Genomic DNA, 16,050 nt, shown 5'->3' with positions numbered 1-16,050 from the left:
CAGCCGATGGCCACTCGGGTTCAGGATATGCCGGGGGACTGACACTCCCCTCGCTCGGGTCACCAGTGCGGGTTCAGCAGCAGGTCCACAATCCGGTGGGCGGTGGCGGCGTCGCGGGCCGCGGTGAACGGCAGGGCGTTGTCGCCCGTGATCCGGAAGGGTTGGCCGGCGATCGTGAGGTGGGCGCCGCCCGCCTCCTCGACCAGCAGCAGCCCGGCCGCGTGATCCCAGGCGGCCTCCCAACTGAACGCGGTGGCGTCCAACTCGCCCCGGGCGACGGCGAGATACTCCAGACCCGCCGAACCGCAGGCCCGCGGGGCGACGCCGTCGGTCCACAGGGCGTGCAGCGCGCGCTTCTGCGCGTCGGTCGTGTAGTCCGGGTGGGAGGTGGCTATGCGCAGGTCGCGGCCCGCCTCGGGCGCACCGGAGAGCAGCCGCTCGCCGTCGAGGAAGGCGCCCTTCCCCCGTACCGCGGTGGCGAGTTGCTCGCGGGCCGGGGCGTAGGTCCAGGAGGCGAGCAGAACGCCCCGGTGGGCGAGCGCCACCAGGGTGCAGAAGCCGTCCTCGCCGCGCACGAACTGGCGGGTGCCGTCGACCGGGTCGACTATCCACACCGGCGCGTCGCCCTGGAGCGCGTCGTACGTCTCCGGGTCGGCGTGCACAGCCTCCTCGCCGACCACGACGGAGCCGGGCAGGAGGGCGCCGAGCTCCCCGGTGAGATACCGCTCGGCGAGCCGGTCGGCGTCGGTCACCAGGTCGTGCGGGCCGCTCTTCTGGTCGACCTCGTGGTCGGCGAGCCGGCGCCAGCGGGGCAGGATCTCGGTCCGTGCGGCCTTGCGGATGGCGTCCTCGACGTCACCGGCGTGCTGGAGGAGAAACTCGTCGATGGTCTCCGTTGCTTCGATCATGCCTCCATGAGAGCACGCGCCACTGACAACAATCCCCACGGGTCGGATGTACGCCACATGGAATACGGACGAACAACCGGTGCCGACGTCCGGCGGGCGGTCACCGGACGTACCAGGTCAGCGGGCCGGCGTCAGCGTCCCACCGCGTAGCCCTGCATCCCGCGCGGGTTGGCCGCCGCCGACAGCACCCCTGTCTCCGGGTCCCGCGCGACCGCGCACAGGCGTCCCTCCGACCAGCCCGGCCCGACCGTCACGTCGTGGCCGCGCCGCCGCAGCTCCGCCACGGTCTCCGGGTCCGTGCGCGACTCGACGGTCAGACTCCCGGGGCGGCGGCCGCGCGGGTAGAAGGAGCTGGGGAAGCTGTCGTTGTGCCAGTTCGGGGCGTCGATCGCGCCCTGGAGGTCAAGGCCGCCGCGGACCTCGCCGCGCAGCGCGACGGCGAGGAAGAAGTGCAGCTGCCACTGGTCCTGCTGGTCGCCGCCGGGCGTGCCGAAGGCCAGCGCCGGGACGCCGCCGCGCAGGGCGATCGACGGGGTGAGGGTGGTGCGGGGGCGCCGCCCGGGCGTGAGGGAGTTGGGCAGTCCCTCCTCCAGCCAGGCCATCTGAAGCCGGGTGCCCAGCGGGAAGCCCAGCTCGGGGACGACCGGGTTGGACTGGAGCCAGCCGCCGCTGGGCGTGGCCGCGACCATGTTGCCCCAGCGGTCGACGACGTCCAGGTGGCAGGTGTCGCCCCGGGTGGTTCCGTCGGCGGCGACCTGGGTGCTGCCGTCGGCGGCGAACTGCGCGACGGTCGGCTCGCCGGCGCCCAGCGGGTCGAAGACGCCGCTCCTCCCGGCCTCCACGCGCGCGTACCCGGGCAGCCGGGGCACGCGCCCGCCGGGGCTGCCGGGCCGCAGCTCGTCGGAGGCCTTGGCACCGATCAGGTCCCGCCGCCCGGCGTTGTACGCGTCGGAGAGCAGGTCGGCCAGCGGTACCTCGGCCGCGTCCCCGTACCAGGCCTCGCGGTCGGCCATGGCGAGTTTGCAGCCCTCGACGAGGAGGTGGACGTAGTCGGCGGAGCCGTACGCGGGCAGGTCGGGCGGCAGCAGGGCGAGCTGTTGGAGGAGGGCCGGGCCCTGGCTCCAGGGGCCCGCCTTGCACACGGTCCAGCCGTTCCATTCGTACGACACCGGGCGCTCGTAGCTCGCGGACCAGGCGGCCAGGTCGGCGGCGGTGAGGGTGCCGGTGTGCCGGGTGCCGCTGGTGTCCATGGTGGGGCGGGCGGCCTGCCGGACCAGTGCCTCGGCGATGAAGCCGGTGCGCCACACCTCGCGGGCCGCGTCGATGCGGGCCTCCCGGTCCCCGGCGCCCGCGGTCTCGGCGAGCAGCCGTTTCCAGGTGGCGGCGAGGGCGGGGTTGCGGAAGAGCTCGCCGGTGCGGGGCGCCCGGCCGCCGGGCAGGTAGAGCTCGGCCGAGGACGTCCACTCGGTCTCGAACAGCTTGCGGACGCTCTCCACCGTCGCGCCCACGTTCTCCACGGGCGGGTGCCCGTGCTCGGCGTACCCGACGGCGTACGCGAGGACCTCGTCCAGCGGCTTGCTGCCGTGGTCGCGCAGCAGGAGCAGCCAGGCGTCGAAGGCGCCGGGGACGGCCGCGGCCAGCGGGCCGGTGCCGGGGACGAGGTCGAGGCCGAGCCCGCGGTAGTGGGCGACGGTGGCGCCGGCCGGGGCCACGCCCTGGCCGCACAGCACCCGCACCTCGCCGCCGGCCGGGGCGAGCAGGATCGGCACCTCGCCGGCCGGGCCGTTGAGGTGCGGCTCGACCACGTGCAGGACGAAGGCGCCGGCGACGGCCGCGTCGTACGCGTTGCCGCCGTTCTCCAGGACGGCCATGGCCGACTGGGAGGCCAGCCAGTGCGTGGACGACACCATGCCGAAGGTGCCCTGGAGGGTCGGACGGGTGGTGAACTGCATCGGTCACCTCGCTGTGCGCACGGCCGGGCCAGGTGTCTGGCGGTTACATGCTTTCACGGCCGTGGCGAGGCGAACCCCCTCCCGGGGGCCCGCCTCTCCCGCGTCCCTGCTTGGCGTCCCTACTTGTCCGAGTCGGGCTTGTTGGTCGCCGCCGCGTACGCCTGGGCCGGTGTCATCGCGATCCCGTTGAGGCTGACCGTCTTGTACTGGCTGACCTTGGCGCAGGTCTTGGAGTCGCTGGCGGTCGAGGCGTTGGCGTTGGCGACGGCCGCCTTGGTGTCGCCGGCGCTCGCCGGGAAGGAGGTGCCGGTCGTCCAGTCGCTGCCGATCACCAGGGTGACGCCGGTGCCGCTGCCCGACTTGACGTGCGAGCTGGGCAGGTCGAGGGCCTTCGCGACGGTCTGCGCCTCGGCCTTGTCGCCGCTGCCGTAGGTCAGGGTGGTGGTGGTCGCGGAGTTCGGGGCGTTGGCCGTGCTCGTGCCGGTGCTGAAGCCCTGCGAGATCAGGGAGTTGGCGATGGCGGAGGCGCGGCCCGTGATGTCGGTGCCGTTCTCGACGGTCACGGCGATCTGGGACGCGGGGACGGTCGCGGTGGCCGTCGGCTTCGCGGTCGCCGAGGCCGCGGACGACTTCTTGCCCGAACTGGTGGTCAGCGACTGGTCGTTGGCCATGGTGGCGAACAGGTCCTTGGCGCCCTCGCCGACCACGACCCGGTTGCTGTTGTTCGGGTCGGGCGCGGTCTGCATGGTGGTGAAGGTCATCCGCTTGGTGGGGACCTTGTTCACGTCGGCCGCGAGCGAGATCAGCTTCTTGACGCTGCCCAGTTTCTCGTCCACGGTGAGCGCCTTGGTGGCGGCGTCCGCGAGGTTGTATACGGCGGTGGGGTCGGTGAGGGTGCCCGCGCTCTTGAACTTGCGGATCATCGCGCTGAGGAAGATGTGCTGGGAGACGGTACGGCCGAGGTCGCTGCCGTCGCCGAAGCCGTGCCGGGAGCGGACGAACTCCAGCGCCGCCTCGCCCTTGAGGGTGTGGGTGCCCTTGGACAGCTTCAGGTGCGAGTAGGTGTCGTACACGTTGGAGTTGACGCACACCGAGACACCGCCGACCGCGTCGGACATCTTGACCACGCCGGAGAAGTCCAGCTTGACGAAGTGGTCGATGGGGATGCCGGTGAGCTGGTGGATGGTGTCGACCTGGCAGGCGGGCCCGTACTGGAGGGCGCTGTTGACCTGGCCGTAGTAGCCCGACGTGGAGGTGTTGTTCTCGGTGTCCTTGCAGGCCGGGACGTCGACCATGGTGTCGCGCGGGATGCTCATGACCGTGGCGTTGGAGCGGTCGGCGGATATGTGGACGACCATCTCCACGTCCGCGTTGCCGTTGCCGCTCTGTACGCCGGTCTCCTTGCAGCCGCCGCCGAGCTTGCAGTCGGTCTTGCTGGTGCGGGCGTCCGAGCCGATCACCAGGATGTTGATCGGGGTGCGGCCGAAGGCGTCGGCCTTCTCGGTGCCGCCCTTGCCGTCGAGGGAGACGCTGTTGATGTTGCCGTTGAGGTGCTGGTAGAACCACCAGCCGGCGCCTGCCGTGACCAGGACCAGGACGGCCGTGACCAGGCCGAGGATCTTCAGGACCCGCCTGCCGCGGCCCGCCTGTCTGGCCCGCCGGGAGCCCCTGCTGCCGCGGGTCTTGGCCGCCTGCCGGGCGGCGGCCCGGCCGCCGGTCGGCCGCGTCCCGTCGGGCAGGGACCCACGCTGTCCGGGCACCCGGTCGGTGCGGCTGCGTGTGGCCTGGCCTCCCGGGCCGTCCCACGGGTCGGTCATCTTCCACTCCCATGAACGGTCGGGTCCGTCTGCGGGTACGGTCGGGCGTACGCGGCGGAACACTGGCCGCCGCGGGGTGGGCCCACTTGGGTTGCGTGATTGCGCAATCTAACAAACCCACAGCCCCGACAGCACAGACCCCACCCGAATTCACAGGTGAGGGATCTCATGAAACCTCCGGGACACACGCACCGTCCGCCCTCGCGCACCGCTCCGTGTCCGCGCGGTCAGACACCGGCCTCGTACAACCTCCGCACCGGCGCCGGGGCCTGGTGGGAGCGGGCGGTCAGCTGCCCGACGGTCACCCGCACCACGGTCACGATGTCCGGATCGTCCACGTAGTAGACCTGCCGCCGCCCCTCCCGCCGGGACCGCACCAGACCGGCCAGCTTGAGCTTGGCCAGGTGCTGGCTGACCGCCAGCAGGGCGCCGCCGACCCGGTCGGCGAGGCGTGTCACGTCGCTCTCGCCCTGGGACAGCGCCCACATGATGTGCAGCCGGGCCGGCGAGGCGAGCAGCCCGAACACCGCGGCCGCCTCCGTCAGCACCCCGTCGGAGGGGTCCGTGAAGCCCCCGATGTCCTCCCCCACAGCCCGCTCCCTCCCATCACAGCCTCCGCACAGACGCCCACTCAGTGTAGGCGTGCGGTCACCGCTCCCGACACGGCCTCCCCGCAATGTCCGCCACGTGTTCCCCGCATTGTCATGAGCGGGTGACAGATCATCGACGGCTCGACGCCAGGCATGGCCTGCGGCCACCGCCGTTCATAAGCTTGCGCAACAACGCAACTCAGCGGAGTAGCACCCGTAACGCGGCAAACGCAGCATTCGCACTGGAGGACAACGAACGTGGGCATCATCGGCTGGATCGTCCTGGGTCTCCTCGCCGGAGCCATCGCCAAGGTCCTGCTGCCCGGCCGCGACCCGGGCGGCCTGATCGGCACCACCCTCATCGGCGTCGCGGGCGCCTTCGTGGGCGGCTGGCTCTCGGCCCGCTTCCTCGACCGCCCGGTCGAGAACCACTTCTTCGACCTCTACACCTGGGGCGCCGCGATCGCCGGCTCCCTGGTCCTGCTGATCGGCTACCGGATCCTGTTCGGCGACTCGCGCCGCGCCTGAGACACCGGACCGGTGCGACGGTGACTCCGGTCACCCTCGAAGGCCGGCTGCAGTCACGACATTCCGGATGTACAGGGACCGCGGACGCACGACATTCCGGATGTAGGGGGACGGCCCCCGGCCACCGTCAACCAGGCGCCGGGGACGCCCCACAGGCAAGGCATCGATTCCACTTCCGCCCCACAGGGACTCGTGTGAAACTGGCGTCCCGTCCGCAGTGTGGACTCCTCCGCACACCGTCCCCCAGCGAGAAGTGCGACTTGCGTTCTCTTCCACTGCCGCTCGCCCTCACCGCGCGCCTGACGCCGGTCGCCGTGCTCGCCTGTGCGGGCTGGGTGATGGCGTCGGGCCCGGACACGACGACGTCCGCCGGCACCTCCGGTGACACCTCGGCCCAGCAGACGGCCGGCCAGTCGGGGAGCGACTCCCCCTCGACGTCCTCCGCCTCGACGGCGGCCACCAAGACGTACTCCGCCGCCCCCGCCCCCTGCGGGAGCATCCCGGTGGCCACCATCAAGTCGCTGGTGCCCGGCGCGAAGACGGCCGGCAAGGAGATCCCCTCCACGGACACCAAGCTGCGCCGCACCTGCTCCTGGAACGCGCTCAAGGGGTACGACTACCGCTGGCTCGACGTCTCCTTCGAGATCATGGACACGAACGCGGCGGCCGCGAAGGAGTACAAGGACCGGGTCGCCGAGAAGAGCGGCGGCGGAGCGGTGCCGGGGCTCGGCGACAACGGCTACTCGGTCGTGAACCTCACCACCGAGGACAAGCAGCAGACCCGTGAGGGCGTGGTGCTGGCCCAGGTCTCCAACGCGCTGGTGGTCGTCACCTACAACGGCAGCGACTTCGAGTCCAAGAAGGCGCCCAGCACCGACGTGATCAACAAGGGTGCCATCCAGGCGGCGAAGAGCGCGGTGACCGCGCTGAAGGGCAGCCAGTAACCGGACCGGCCGCCCTTCGCGCGTGTACTGCTCGCCCTCACGCCTCCTTGGGCGGCACCAGCAGGGTCAGCCCCAGGTACAGCACCAGGGACGTACCGAGGCCCACCGCCCAGCCGTAGTCGGCGAGCGAGGACAGGGCCGGGATGGGGCGCCCGTCGATCAGCGGTTTGAAGCTGGCGCCGCCGACCGCGAGGATGCCGCCGACGAGGAAGGCGAGGACCGCCCGCCAGTTCCAGCCGCCGTCGTACCAGTAACGGCCGCCCGTGCGGTACAGGTCGGTCAGGTCGAGGCGGGTGCGGCGCAGGATCCAGTAGTCGGCGATGAGGATGCCGGCGACCGTGCCGAGCAGACCGCCGACCAGGCCGAGCCAGGTGAAGATGTACCCCTGCGGGTCGGAGTACAGCTTCCACGGGAAGATCAGCACGCCGAGGACGCAGGTGGCCAGGGCGCCGGTGCGGAAACTGATCTTCCGGGGCGCGATGTTGGAGAAGTCGAAGGCGGGCGAGACCAGGTTGGCCGCGATGTTCACGGAGAGCGTCGCGACGAGGACGGTGACCAGGGCGTAGAGCAGGCCGACCACGTTGTCCGTCTTCGCGGCGAGCTGTACCGGGTCCCAGACCGGCTGCCCGTACACGGCCTGCGAGCCGGAGGTCACCAGGACGGAGAGGAAGGCGAAGAGGGTCATGGTGGTGGGCAGGCCGAGGGCCTGGCCCCAGGTCTGTGCCTTCTGGCTCTTGCCGTACCGGGTGAAGTCGGGGATGTTCAGCGACAGCGTCGACCAGAAGCCGATCATGCCCATCAGGGACGGCCAGAAGATCTTCCAGAAGCCGCCGCCCCAGCCGAGCTTGGAGGGCTGGTCGAAGAGCGGGCCGAGGCCGCCGGCCTTGTTGCTCATCCAGATCAGCATCACCACGGCGCCGACGATCACGAAGGGCGCGGCCCAGTTCTCGAAGCGGCGGATGGTGTCCATGCCCCGGTAGATGATCGCGACCTGGAGCACCCAGAAGAGCAGGAACGACAGCCACATGGTCCAGGCGTAGCCGCCGATGTGCGAGGCGTTGGCCCAGCTGTCGCCGATCAGCTTGCCGGCGAGGAAGTAGATGGCCTCGCCGCCGATCCAGGTCTGGATGCCGAACCAGCCGCAGGCCACCAGCGCCCGCACGACGGCGGGGAGGTTGGCGCCGCGCACGCCGAAGGAGGCGCGGGCGAAGACCGGGAAGGGGATGCCGTACTTGGGTCCGGCGTGCCCGGTGAGCAGCATCGGGACGAGGACGATCAGGTTGGCGAGGGCGATGGTGAACACGGCCTGTTTCCAGTCCATGCCGACCGCGATGAGCCCGGAGGCCAGGGTCCAGGACGCCGTGTTGTGGGCCATGCCGACCCAGAGCGCGGTGAAGTTGTACGTGGTCCAGGTGCGCTTCTCGACGGGGACCGGCAGCAGGTCCTCGTTGGCGTACGGACCGCTCGGCGGCGGGGAGCCCGGGGTGAGCTCGACGCGCCCGTCGGGGAGGGAGACTTGACCGGAGATGGGTATGGCCGAGGGAGCGGTGTCGGTCATGGGCAGGCCAATCGGGGTGAGGTGGGACGGGAAAGGCCGTGCGGGCGGGGCGGGGGGGGTACGCGGGTGGGGCGGCGCCCTGACCCCCTTCCCGGGACGGCGGGAAGGGGGAGACCAACTGCCAGGTGTGGGCTAGCCGTTGACGGCCGGGATGACCTTCGTCCCGTACGCGTCGATGGTGGCCTCCTGGGCGTCGTGCATGTCGTAGACGGCGAACTGGTCGACGCCCAGCTCACGCAGGGCGTTCAGCTTTTCGATGTGCTTCTCCGCCGGGCCGATGACGCAGAAGCGGTCGACGATCTCGTCGGGTACGAACTCGGTGTCGGGGTTGTCCGCGCGACCGTGATGCGAATAGTCGTACCCCTGGCGGGCCTTGATGTAGTCGGTGAGTTCGTCGGGTACGGCGGCGGAGTGCTCGCCGTACTTGGAGACGAGGTCGGCGACGTGGTTGCCGACCATGCCGCCGAACCAGCGGCACTGGTCGCGGGCGTGGGCGAGGGCCTCGGGCGAGTCGTCCTCGGTGACATAGGCCGGGGCGGCGACGCAGATGGTCACCTCGGACGGGTCGCGTCCGGCGGCCACGGCCGCGTCCTTCACCGCCTTGACCATGTACTCGGTGAGGTAGAGGTCGGAGAGCTGGAGGATGAACCCGTCGGCCTCCTCACCGGTCATCTTCAGGGCCTTCGGGCCGTACGCGGCCATCCAGACCGGGAGCTGGGCGCCCGGCTTGATCCACGGGAACCTGATCACCGTGCCGCCCAGGTCGGCCTCGCCGCCGCCGCCGAGGGCGCGGATCACCTTCATGGCCTCGCTGATCCGGGCGAGGGTGTTGGGCTTGCGGCCGGCCACCCGCATCGCGGAGTCGCCGCGGCCGATGCCGCAGACCGTGCGGTTGCCGAACATGTCGTTGAGGGTGGCGAAGGTGGAGGCGGTGACCTCCCAGGTACGGGTGCCCGGGTTGGTGACCATCGGCCCGACCGTCAACTTGCTGGTGTTGGCCAGGATCTGACTGTAGATCACGAACGGCTCCTGCCAGAGCACGGCGGAGTCGAAGGTCCAGCCGTAGCTGAAGCCGTTGCGTTCGGCCCGTTTCATCAGGCTGATGACCCGGGAGGCCGGCGGGTCGGTCTGCAGGACGAGTCCGAAGTCCATGGGCGCCTCTCCTAGTTGAGGTACTGACAGGTGGAGCGCGGGGTGTAGACGCCGTGCCCGGCGTGTCCGGTGTACTCCCGCTCGGTGATGACGGGTACGCCGCGCGAGAGGACCGTCTCGACCCGGCCGGTGAGCCGCTTGCCCTCGTACGCCGAGTAGTCGACGTTCATGTGGTGGGTCTCGGCGGAGACGACCTGCTCCGCATGCGGGTCGTAGATGACGACGTCCGCGTCGGCACCCGGGGTGATGGTGCCCTTCTTCGGATACATGCCGAACATCCGGGCCGGGCTCGCACAGGCGATCTCGATCCAGCGGCGGCGCGAGATGTGACCGTCGACGACGGCCTGGTGCAGCAGGTCCATCCGGTTCTCGACGCCGGGCAGGCCGTTGGGGATCTTCGAGAAGTCGCCGCGGCCCAGTTCCTTCTGGCCGACGAAGCAGAAGGGGCAGTGGTCGGTGGAGACGACCTGGAGGTCGTTGGTCCTGAGGCCCTGCCAGAGCTTGGCCTGGTGCTCCTTGGGACGCAGCGGCGTCGAGCACACGTACTTCGAGCCCTCGAAGTCGGGCTCGGCGAGGTTGTCGGTGGAGAGGAAGAGGTACTGGGGACAGGTCTCGCCGAAGACCGGGAGCCCCTCGTCGCGGGCGCGGGCCAGCTCGGCGACCGCCTCCATCGCGGAGACGTGCACGACGTAGAGCGGGGCGCCGGCGACCTGGGCGAGCTTGATGGCCCGGTGCGTTGCCTCGGCTTCGAGGAGCGCCTTGCGGACCTCGCCGTGGTAGCGGGGGTCGGTCTCCCCGCGGGCCAGCGCCTGTTCCACCAGCACGTCGATGGCGATGCCGTTCTCGGCGTGCATCATGATCAGGCCGCCGTTCTCGGCGGAGCGCTGCATGGCGCGCAGGATCTGGCCGTCGTCGGAGTAGAAGACGCCGGGGTAGGCCATGAACTGCTTGAAGGAGGTGACACCTTCCTCGACGAGGAGGTCCATCTCCTTGAGCGTCTCCTGGTTCACGTCGGAGACGATCATGTGGAAGCCGTAGTCGATCGCGCAGTTGCCCTCGGCCTTGGCGTGCCAGGCGTCCAGGCCCTCGCGCAGACTGTGCCCGACGCTCTGCACGGCGAAGTCGACGATGGTGGTCGTACCGCCCCAGGCGGCGGCCCGGGTGCCGGTCTCGAAGGTGTCGGAGGCGAAGGTGCCGCCGAACGGCAGCTCCATGTGGGTGTGGGCGTCGACACCGCCCGGGATGACGTACTTGCCGGTGGCGTCGATGGTCCGCTCGGCGGTGAAGGCCTCGGCGGCGGGGGTGCCGGTCGCCCCGAGGGCGGCGATGCGGCCGTCCTCGATCAGGACGTCGGCGTGGATCTCGTCGGACGCGGTGATGACGAGTCCGCCACGGATTACTGTCCGGCCGGTCATGGGGTCCTCTCCTTCGTGGTCATGTGCGGGTCCGACGTGGCTGGTCGCGCAGTTCCCCGCGCCCCTGGCGGGGCGCTACAGCTAGGGCGCTGTGATCGAGTCGTACGCGTCCGGGCGGCGGTCCCGGAAGAACTGCCAGCGGTCGCGGACCTCGCGGAGCTTGGCCAGGTCCAGGTCGCGGACGACCAGTTCGGTCTCCTTGTCGGAGGCCACCTCGCCGGCGAACTGGCCCTCCGGGTCCACGAAGTACGAGGTCCCGTAGAAGTCGTTGTCGCCGAGGTCCTCGACGCCGACCCGGTTGATCGCACCGACGAAGTACTCGTTGGCGACGGCCGCCGCCGGCTGCTCCAACTGCCAGAGGTAGCGGGAGAGTCCGCGCGAGGTGGCCGACGGGTTGAAGACGATCTCGGCACCGGCGAGACCCAACGCCCGCCAGCCCTCCGGGAAGTGACGGTCGTAGCAGATGTACACGCCGATCTTCCCGACGGCCGTCTCGAAGATCGGCCAGCCGGCGTTCCCCGGGCGGAAGTAGAACTTCTCCCAGAAACCGGGGACCTGGGGGATGTGGTGCTTGCGGTACTTGCCGAGGTACGAGCCGTCGGCGTCGATCACGGCGGCGGTGTTGTAGAGGACGCCGGGCTGCTCCTCCTCGTACACCGGCAGGATCAGGACGAGGCCCAGTTCGCGGGCGAGGGCCTGGAAACGCTGGACGATCGGGCCGTCGGGAACCTGTTCGGCGTACTCGTAGAACGCCTTGTCCTGGACCTGGCAGAAGTAGGGCCCGTAGAACAGCTCCTGGAAGCACAGGACCTGGGCGCCCTGCGCGGCCGCGTCGCGGGCCGCCTGCTCGTGGACCTGGATCATCGATTCCTTGTCGCCGGTCCAGGCGGTCTGGAAAAGGGCGGCACGAATCACTCGGCTCATCGGGACCTCCGGTCGCTCGGGCGTGTGTCGCTCGATGTGCGAGGAGCCTAGAAAGCCCGAAAGCAGGCTTTGAGTGCCATCGTGTCACGTCTGCGGGCGCCCGGCGTTGCACCGTGTCACGCTGCCGTTGGCCCATGTTTCACCGCCGTTTTCCCAGGTCGTGGCATGTTTCACTGCTGTTGCGCGTCGTGCGCGAGGAGTGCGATGTGCACGGAGGCGGCCTGCTCGAAGTCGTCGAGGTCGACGCCGAGCCTGCCCTGTATCGCCTCCAGCCGGCGGTACAGCGCGGGCCGCGAGACATGGTGGAGCTGGGCGGTGCGGGACTTGTTGCGGCCGGTGGCGAGGTAGGTCCGCAACACGCCCAGCAGGCCCTGGTCGGTGCCCGTTCCGCAGAGCAGTCCGTCCAGCTCGCGCTCGGCGAAGGACTGCACGTGCGGATCGTCGCGCAGCAGCCGGACCAGGCCCCGCAGGTGTACGTCCTTGAGCCGTACGACGGTCGGCAGGTCGAGGGCGGCGGTCGAGTCGGCGACCGCGTCGGCCACGTGCTGGGCCTCGCGCAGCCCGGCGGGCACGTCGTCCCAGGCGGTACGGGAGCCCGCGGCGGCGACCACGCCCCGGGGCCCCACCGACTCACCGTGCAGCCGGGCGGCGAAGTGGGCGGCCAGCGCATCCGCGTCCTGGTCGCGGGCGAGGCTGAGGAGGACGGCGGTGGTGCGCTCGGTGAGCTCGGCGACCAGGCCGGGCAGGCCCAACAGGCGCAGGATTCTTTCGAGTTGGGCCGGTTCACTGTCCCGTACCACCAGGGGTACGAAGGTCCGCCGGTTGACCGGCAATCCGGCCGCCCGGGCCCTGGGCAGCAGCTGCCGTGCCGGTACGACCCCGGAGACCAGGTCGGTCAGCAGGCTCTGCGCGGACTGTTCCTCCCAGGTGTGGGCGGAGCCGCCGCCGAGCATGCGGTGCAGCACGAGCGCCTCGGCGGCCCGGTCCGCGAGCAGCCGTCCGGTGGCGGTGTCGCCGCGGTAGCCGCACAGCATGATCTGGCCCCAGCGCTCTCCGCGTCCGCCGAGCTCGGCGCGGATCCAGCCGTCGCCGGTGCCGCCGCCGGCCTGCCGGGCGATGCGCTCCCAGTCCCGCAGCACGTCGTCGACGGCCGAGCGCTCCCCCGCGGTGGCGAGGACCCGGTGGGCGAGGTTGGTGACGACGACCGGGCAGGCGCTGTGCACGGCGACTTCGTCGAGGAGCCGTTGGAGGGGGGCGCCGGCCGTGATGAGTCCGGTGAGGGCGGTACGGACGGCCTCGGAGAGGCTGACGGCGGCGAACTTGCTGCGGACCAGGCGGGACTGGACCTCCTCCGTCAGCTCGGCGAAGGGGAAGGGGCGGTGCAGGACCACCAGGGGAAGCCCGCAGCGGTCCGCTGCGCGGCGCATGGCGTCGGGGGGTGCGGGGAAGGCACGGCCGAGACCGAGGACGACCGCGGCGGCCTCGGCCCGGTGCAGGGACTGGATGTACTCGGCCTGCTTGTGCTCGTCGCCGGCGAGCAGGACGCCGGTGGTGAGGACCATTTCGCCGCCGGTGAGCATGACGCCGACGTCGGGGGCCTCGGCGACGTGCACCCAGCGGACGGGGCGGTCGAGGTGCGCGGCGCCGGCGACCACCTCGGGATCACCGGCGAGAACCCGCTCCAGACACAGAATCTGACGGACCGACAGTATGGGGTCGGTGGACTTCGGGGGATCCCAAGTGGCGGTCATCTTGCGTGGTCCCTTGGTCTGGATCGGTGCGTTCGGAGCTGCGGGCCCGGTGGGGGCTGGTCGCGCAGTTCCCCGCGCCCCTTACGGGGCCTCAGGCAGCGCCCCTTCAGGGGCGCGGGGAACTGCGCGACCAGCCACGACGGCGCCGCAGCCGACACAGGCAGGTCACGGCGCCTCCGGCAGGGCGCCTAGTAGGCACTCCTCAACGCCTGTTCGAGGATGGCCGCGCCCTCCTCCGCCTCGGCCACCGTCAGGGACAGTGGCGGGGCGATGCGCAACGCGCTCGTGTTGTGGCCGCCGCCCTTGCCGATGAGGAGGCCGGCCTCGCGGGCCGCTTCCAGGATGGTGGACGCGGACTTGGGGTCGGCCTCGTCGGTGCCGGGCTTGACGAGTTCGATGCCGATCATCAGGCCGCGGCCCCGGATCTCGCGCACGCCGGGCAGCTGGGCGGCGACCGCGCGGAGGCGTTCGATGAGGAGGCCGCCGACGCGGCGGGCGTTGCCCTGGAGGTCGTGTTCCAGGAGGTAGGACAGGTTGGCGAGGCCCGCCGCCATGGTGATCTGGGTGCCGCCGAACGTCGAGATGCTGTTGGAGTCCAGGCAGTTCATGATCTCGGCGCGGGCCACCACGCCCCCGATGGAGCTGCCGTTGCCGATGCCCTTGGCGAAGGTGAGGATGTCCGGCGGGCCGCTCTGGCCGTGTGCCTGCCAGCCCCAGAAGTGCTCGCCGGTGCGGCCCCAGCCGGTCTGCACCTCGTCGGCGATCCAGAGGATGCCCTGCTCCTGGAGGACCTTGCGGAAGGCCGCGTACAGCCCGTCGGGCGGGGAGGTGAAGCCGCCGACGCCCTGGATGGGTTCGGCGATCAGCGCGGCCGGGGGGCGGGTGTGGCCGAGGAGGTCGCGCAGGTCGTCGACGCAGGCCTCGATGAAGTCGCGGTCGTTCAGCTCGGCGAACGGGCCGCGGGTACGGACGCCGCCGTGGACGTACAGCGTCTGCAGCGGGGAGAGGGAGGTCGGGGACCAGCCCTTGTTGCCGGTGATGCCGACGGCGCTGAAGGAGCGGCCGTGGTAGCTGTTGCGCATCGCCAGGACGGTGTTGGTGCGGCGGTAGGTGGTCGCGAGCAGCAGGGCCGTGTCGTTGGCCTCGGTGCCGGAGGTGGTGAAGAAGACCCGGGCGTCCGGGATGCCGCTCAACTGCGCGATCCGCTCGGCCAGTTCGACCATGGGGCGGTTGAGGTAGAGCGTGGAGGAGTGGATGATCCGGCCGGCCTGCTCGCTCACCGCCTTCGTCACCTCGGGGAGCGCGTGCGCGGTCATCGTGGTAAGGATGCCGCCGAAGAAGTCGAGGTAGCGGTTGCCGTTCGCGTCCCAGACGTGCCGTCCCTCGCCGTGGGTGATCTCCAGGGGCTCGTCGTAGTAGAGCGCGAGCCAGTCGGGCAGGACCTGGCGGTGGCGGGCGAAGAGGTCGTTCACGGCTGTACCAGCCCTTCGTAGGCATCGGGACGGCGGTCGCGGTAGAAGGCCCACTGCTGCCGCACTTCTTCGATCAGGTCGAAGTCGAGGTCACGGACGACGAGTTCCTCGCCCTTGTCGCTCGCGACCTCCCCCACGAACTGCCCACGTGGATCGACGAAATAGCTCGTCCCGTAGAAATCGTTGTCCCCGTACTCCTCCTGACCGACCCGGTTGATGGCGGCGACGAAGTACTCGTTGGCGACGGCGGCGGCCGGCTGCTCCAGCTGCCAGAGGTAGGCCGACAGGCCGCGTGAGGTGGCCGACGGGTTGTAGACCAGCTGGGCGCCGTTGAGGCCGAGTTGCCGCCAGCCCTCCGGGAAGTGGCGGTCGTAGCAGATGTACACGCCGACCTTGCCGACGGCGGTGTCGAAGACCGGCCAGCCGGCGTTCCCGGGCTTGAAGTAGTACTTCTCCCAGAAGCCCTTGACCTGCGGGATGTGGTGCTTGCGGTACTTGCCGAGGACGGTGCCGTCGGCGTCGATCACGGCGGCGGTGTTGTAGTAGAAGCCGGACTGCTCCACCTCGAAGACCGGGACGACGATCACCATGCCGGTCTCGCGCGCGAGTTCCTGCATACGACGGGTGGTGGGGCCGTCCGGGACCGGTTCGGCCCAGCGGTAGTGCTCGGGTTCCTGGACCTGGCAGAAGTAGGGGGCGTTGAAGACCTCCTGAAATCCGATGATCTTCGCGCCTCGGCGGGCCGCCTCGCGGGCGTACACCTCGTGTTTCGCCACCATGGACTCGGTGTCGCCGGTCCAGGTGGCCTGGACCAGAGCGGCGCGTACGACGTTGGCCATGAGCTGCTCCTTCTACGCCCGTAGAGGGTCGAAAGTAAGCCTCCTCGAAGTCCTTGCCAAGACCATCGTCGTTAAGCCGCCGAGTCGATCGCGTTTCCTACCTGGCTGGCGGATGCGGAGCCGCCCCGGAAGCGCCGGTTCAGCTTGGCACCGTTCCCGACTGCGGGTGCGTGGGGGCTGGTCGCGCAGTTCCCCGCGCC

13 protein-coding genes are annotated in these 16,050 nt (G+C 70.5%); 2 read left to right on the top strand and 11 right to left on the bottom strand.

The window, feature by feature from the left end; translation table 11 throughout:
* Positions 1-59: 59 nt before the first annotated feature.
* The 4 genes from ABZ887_RS40895 to ABZ887_RS40880 all read right to left on the bottom strand — a co-directional run bounded on the left by ABZ887_RS40895 (position 60) and on the right by ABZ887_RS40880 (position 5,267).
* Positions 60-908, bottom strand: a complete 849-nt coding sequence (locus tag ABZ887_RS40895) for an inositol monophosphatase family protein (protein ID WP_361301866.1) — start codon at positions 906-908, stop codon at positions 60-62.
* A gap of 131 nt (positions 909-1,039) precedes the next feature.
* Complete coding sequence (locus tag ABZ887_RS40890) at positions 1,040-2,860, bottom strand: gamma-glutamyltransferase (RefSeq protein ID WP_361301863.1); 1,821 nt, start codon at positions 2,858-2,860, stop codon at positions 1,040-1,042.
* A gap of 119 nt (positions 2,861-2,979) precedes the next feature.
* Complete coding sequence (locus ABZ887_RS40885) at positions 2,980-4,677, bottom strand: LCP family protein (protein ID WP_361301860.1); 1,698 nt, start codon at positions 4,675-4,677, stop codon at positions 2,980-2,982.
* A 227-nt stretch (positions 4,678-4,904) separates the two neighbouring features.
* Positions 4,905-5,267, bottom strand: coding sequence for a metalloregulator ArsR/SmtB family transcription factor (locus tag ABZ887_RS40880; protein ID WP_361301857.1), 363 nt, complete (start codon positions 5,265-5,267; stop codon positions 4,905-4,907).
* Between the two features lie 258 nt (positions 5,268-5,525).
* On the opposite strand from ABZ887_RS40880, the gene ABZ887_RS40875 reads away from it, so the two are divergent.
* Complete coding sequence (locus ABZ887_RS40875) at positions 5,526-5,795, top strand: GlsB/YeaQ/YmgE family stress response membrane protein (protein WP_361301855.1); 270 nt, start codon at positions 5,526-5,528, stop codon at positions 5,793-5,795.
* Positions 5,796-6,055: 260 nt separating this feature from the next.
* Positions 6,056-6,739, top strand: a complete 684-nt coding sequence (locus ABZ887_RS40870) for a hypothetical protein (RefSeq protein WP_361301852.1) — start codon at positions 6,056-6,058, stop codon at positions 6,737-6,739.
* Positions 6,740-6,776: 37 nt separating this feature from the next.
* Here ABZ887_RS40870 and ABZ887_RS40865 read toward each other — a convergent pair whose 3' ends face one another.
* From ABZ887_RS40865 to ABZ887_RS40835, 7 genes are all read right to left on the bottom strand, one after another.
* Complete coding sequence (locus ABZ887_RS40865) at positions 6,777-8,297, bottom strand: NCS1 family nucleobase:cation symporter-1 (RefSeq protein WP_361301849.1); 1,521 nt, start codon at positions 8,295-8,297, stop codon at positions 6,777-6,779.
* Positions 8,298-8,429: 132 nt separating this feature from the next.
* Complete coding sequence (locus ABZ887_RS40860) at positions 8,430-9,449, bottom strand: TIGR03842 family LLM class F420-dependent oxidoreductase (protein ID WP_361301846.1); 1,020 nt, start codon at positions 9,447-9,449, stop codon at positions 8,430-8,432.
* 11 nt (positions 9,450-9,460) lie between these two features.
* Entirely contained in the window at positions 9,461-10,864 is a 1,404-nt protein-coding gene (gene hydA / locus ABZ887_RS40855; RefSeq protein WP_361301843.1) for a dihydropyrimidinase, read from the bottom strand.
* An 81-nt stretch (positions 10,865-10,945) separates the two neighbouring features.
* Positions 10,946-11,788, bottom strand: a complete 843-nt coding sequence (locus tag ABZ887_RS40850) for a nitrilase-related carbon-nitrogen hydrolase (protein ID WP_361301840.1) — start codon at positions 11,786-11,788, stop codon at positions 10,946-10,948.
* A gap of 170 nt (positions 11,789-11,958) precedes the next feature.
* Positions 11,959-13,539, bottom strand: a complete 1,581-nt coding sequence (locus ABZ887_RS40845; protein ID WP_361301837.1) for a PucR family transcriptional regulator — start codon at positions 13,537-13,539, stop codon at positions 11,959-11,961.
* A 188-nt stretch (positions 13,540-13,727) separates the two neighbouring features.
* Complete coding sequence (locus ABZ887_RS40840; protein WP_361301834.1) at positions 13,728-15,011, bottom strand: aspartate aminotransferase family protein; 1,284 nt, start codon at positions 15,009-15,011, stop codon at positions 13,728-13,730.
* The gene (locus ABZ887_RS40835) at positions 15,008-15,850 is read right to left on the bottom strand and encodes a nitrilase-related carbon-nitrogen hydrolase (RefSeq protein WP_361301831.1); all 843 of its coding nucleotides are present in this window, start codon (positions 15,848-15,850) and stop codon (positions 15,008-15,010) included. The genes ABZ887_RS40840 and ABZ887_RS40835 overlap by 4 nt, the downstream gene beginning before the upstream one ends.
* Positions 15,851-16,050 lie beyond the last annotated feature (200 nt).

This window comes from Streptomyces sp. NPDC047061 (genome assembly GCF_040643955.1).
Classification (GTDB): Bacteria; Actinomycetota; Actinomycetes; order Streptomycetales; family Streptomycetaceae; genus Streptomyces.
The sequence above is the reverse complement of the archived record's forward strand: the minus strand, read 5'-3'. Positions and strand labels throughout refer to the sequence as shown.

What these genes read in the sequence shown, in the direction of transcription:
- ABZ887_RS40865 (WP_361301849.1), bottom strand. Translation starts at nt 8,297, where the DNA reads ATGACCGACACCGCTCCCTCGGCCATACCCATCTCCGGTCAAGTCTCC.
- ABZ887_RS40835 (WP_361301831.1), bottom strand. Translation starts at nt 15,850, where the DNA reads ATGGCCAACGTCGTACGCGCCGCTCTGGTCCAGGCCACCTGGACCGGC.
- ABZ887_RS40885 (WP_361301860.1), bottom strand. Translation starts at nt 4,677, where the DNA reads ATGACCGACCCGTGGGACGGCCCGGGAGGCCAGGCCACACGCAGCCGC.
- ABZ887_RS40890 (WP_361301863.1), bottom strand. Translation starts at nt 2,860, where the DNA reads ATGCAGTTCACCACCCGTCCGACCCTCCAGGGCACCTTCGGCATGGTG.
- ABZ887_RS40845 (WP_361301837.1), bottom strand. Translation starts at nt 13,539, where the DNA reads ATGACCGCCACTTGGGATCCCCCGAAGTCCACCGACCCCATACTGTCG.
- ABZ887_RS40850 (WP_361301840.1), bottom strand. Translation starts at nt 11,788, where the DNA reads ATGAGCCGAGTGATTCGTGCCGCCCTTTTCCAGACCGCCTGGACCGGC.
- hydA (WP_361301843.1), bottom strand. Translation starts at nt 10,864, where the DNA reads ATGACCGGCCGGACAGTAATCCGTGGCGGACTCGTCATCACCGCGTCC.
- ABZ887_RS40860 (WP_361301846.1), bottom strand. Translation starts at nt 9,449, where the DNA reads ATGGACTTCGGACTCGTCCTGCAGACCGACCCGCCGGCCTCCCGGGTC.
- ABZ887_RS40895 (WP_361301866.1), bottom strand. Translation starts at nt 908, where the DNA reads ATGATCGAAGCAACGGAGACCATCGACGAGTTTCTCCTCCAGCACGCC.